The 2,116-nt window shown below is 38.4% G+C and carries 3 protein-coding genes; 2 read left to right on the top strand and 1 reads right to left on the bottom strand.

Annotation, left to right across the window (positions count from 1 at the left end; all coding sequences use genetic code 11):
• Positions 1 to 19: 19 nt before the first annotated feature.
• Together V7164_RS19945 and V7164_RS19940 are read left to right on the top strand one after the other, a co-directional pair.
• A complete protein-coding gene (locus V7164_RS19945) occupies positions 20 to 496 on the top strand; it encodes a divergent PAP2 family protein (RefSeq protein WP_335355035.1) in 477 nt (158 codons plus the stop codon).
• Between the two features lie 39 nt (positions 497 to 535).
• Positions 536 to 1,324 carry a cobalamin-binding protein gene (locus tag V7164_RS19940; RefSeq protein ID WP_335345870.1) on the top strand — a complete coding sequence of 263 codons (789 nt, stop codon included), beginning with the start codon at positions 536 to 538 and terminating at the stop codon, positions 1,322 to 1,324.
• 62 nt (positions 1,325 to 1,386) lie between these two features.
• On the opposite strand, the gene V7164_RS19935 is transcribed toward V7164_RS19940, so the two are convergent.
• Positions 1,387 to 2,103: a 3D domain-containing protein gene (locus tag V7164_RS19935; RefSeq protein WP_335345869.1), complete on the bottom strand. Its 717-nt coding sequence runs from the start codon at positions 2,101 to 2,103 to the stop codon at positions 1,387 to 1,389.
• Positions 2,104 to 2,116 lie beyond the last annotated feature (13 nt).

Raw genomic sequence — 2,116 nt, 5'->3', positions numbered from 1 at the left:
TTTAAAAGGTGGTTAATAAATGGATTTATTATTGAATTTTCCTCTTTGGTCGGCCATAGCGGCCATCTTCTTTGCCCAGTTTGTTAAAGTCCCAATTCACTTTATTGCTACTCGAAAGGTTAATTGGGCATTGCTTACGAGCACAGGCGGAATGCCAAGCTCTCATTCAGCAGCCGTTACCGCACTTTCTACTGGTGTTGCATTGGAAACTGGTTTAGACTCACCAGTGTTTGCAATATCTGCTGTATTTGCCATTATCACTATGTTTGATGCGACTGGAGTTCGTAGACAAGCAGGGGAACAAGCCATTATGTTAAATCAATTAATGTCAGATTTTAACCGTTTTATGGAAGAAGCCAAGGTTTGGCAAAAAAAAGCAGAACAAGAGAAAAGGAAGGAATTAAAGGAATTGCTTGGCCATAAACCAATTGAGGTTTTTTTTGGCGGCTTAACCGGCATTCTGTTAACACTTTTTTTACATTATATTATTTCTTAATAAATATCTGCTTAATGTTAACCAAAAGGTGTGAAATCATTGAGAATCGTTTCTATATGTCCAAGTAATACAGAGCTAGTTGAATATTTAGGCCTTACTCACCTTCTCACAGGTGTTGATGACTTTTCCGACTGGCCAGAGCAAATTAAACATTTGCCTCGGCTCGGGCCGGATCTTTCGATTAATATGGATAAAGTGGAAGAACTGCAGCCAGATTTAGTCCTGGCGTCTTTGAGTGTGCCTGGCATGGAGAAAAACATTGAAGAATTAGAGAAAAGAAACATACCCCATATCATTCTAAATCCACAAAGCTTAAAAGATATTGAAAATGATTTAATTATTACCGCAAAAGCATTAGCTCAGCCTGAGGCCGGTGAAAAAGCCGCTTTGGTATTCCGCTCACAAATCGAAGAATTAAGGATGATCGCTGCAAATATTGAGGAAAAGCCTTCCCTTTACTGGGAATGGTGGCCGAAGCCTGTCTTTACCCCGGGTCAAGTCAATTGGCTAACTGAAATAAGCGAACTTGCCGGAGCAGTTAACTTGTTTAAAGATGTAGAATTGGCAAGTGTTCAAACTGATTGGGATGATGTATTTCGCCGGAACCCCGATTATATTTGCCTTGCATGGGTAGGTGTTCGGAAGGAGAAAGTCAATCCAGAAATTGTTCTAAAAAGACCAAGCTGGGATCAAATGGACGCGGTCAGAAATCAGCATATTCTTGTTCTTGAGGAAGAGCTATACTGCAGGCCGTCACCTCGTTTGATCGAAGGAGCGATTAAGCTGGCGAAGAAAATTCACCCCGAAGCGTATGCGTCTATTCAATAGTCTGCTAAAAAGGCAGTTATAAAAAAACAGGCAAATCCGTTTCAATGGATTGCCTGTACTTTTTATTTTCGCTCTGATTTAATATATTGCTGACGAAAAACCTGCATGGATTCATTTTCATTTAAAGCATGTAATTCTTCTTCAGTAAGAGTTCCGTCACCCATTTCAACAACATAAACATCAATTGTCTTTTTTCCCCATTCATTATAGACATCATCGACTGTTTCAAAATATAGGTCAACTTTATTTCCTTTTATCGCTCCGCCTTTATCAGCAACGACTCCATATCCATAATCAGGGACAAAAATGATCGTTCCTATTGGGAATACATTTAAATCTGCTGCTACTGTTGAATATAAATCTCTTTTCACCTTTACGCCTGAATATGTAATACCGAATCCAGGATGACCAGGATTTTTCCCTGTTGATTCATAGAAAGCAGTATAACCCGTAGCTATTACTTTTTTCATCGGATATTGTGACCAATCAATGGCCTCCTCTAATTTTGGCGGTGTTCCGGATACCGCCCGGCTAGAGGAAATTTTTAAATCTACATTTGCAATTTGCTTTAAATATTTATAGGCGATACCCACGCTTTTAAATGTATGACTAAAAGGATGGTCATCTGAATTCTTACTTTGACGGAAATCATCACTATTAAAATAATTGACGATTGATTTTGCATGTACTCCTGAAATGGATTGAAAGGTTGTTAATAAAGCTGCCAAAAATAAAGTTGACATGATTACACGTCTTGTCCAAGTTTTTATTCTATTCATTTTATTTTTCACT

The organism is Bacillus sp. JJ1474, from assembly GCF_036965225.1.
Classification (GTDB): domain Bacteria; phylum Bacillota; class Bacilli; order Bacillales; family Cytobacillaceae; genus Cytobacillus.
This window is presented reverse-complemented; position numbering and strand designations above follow the sequence as displayed.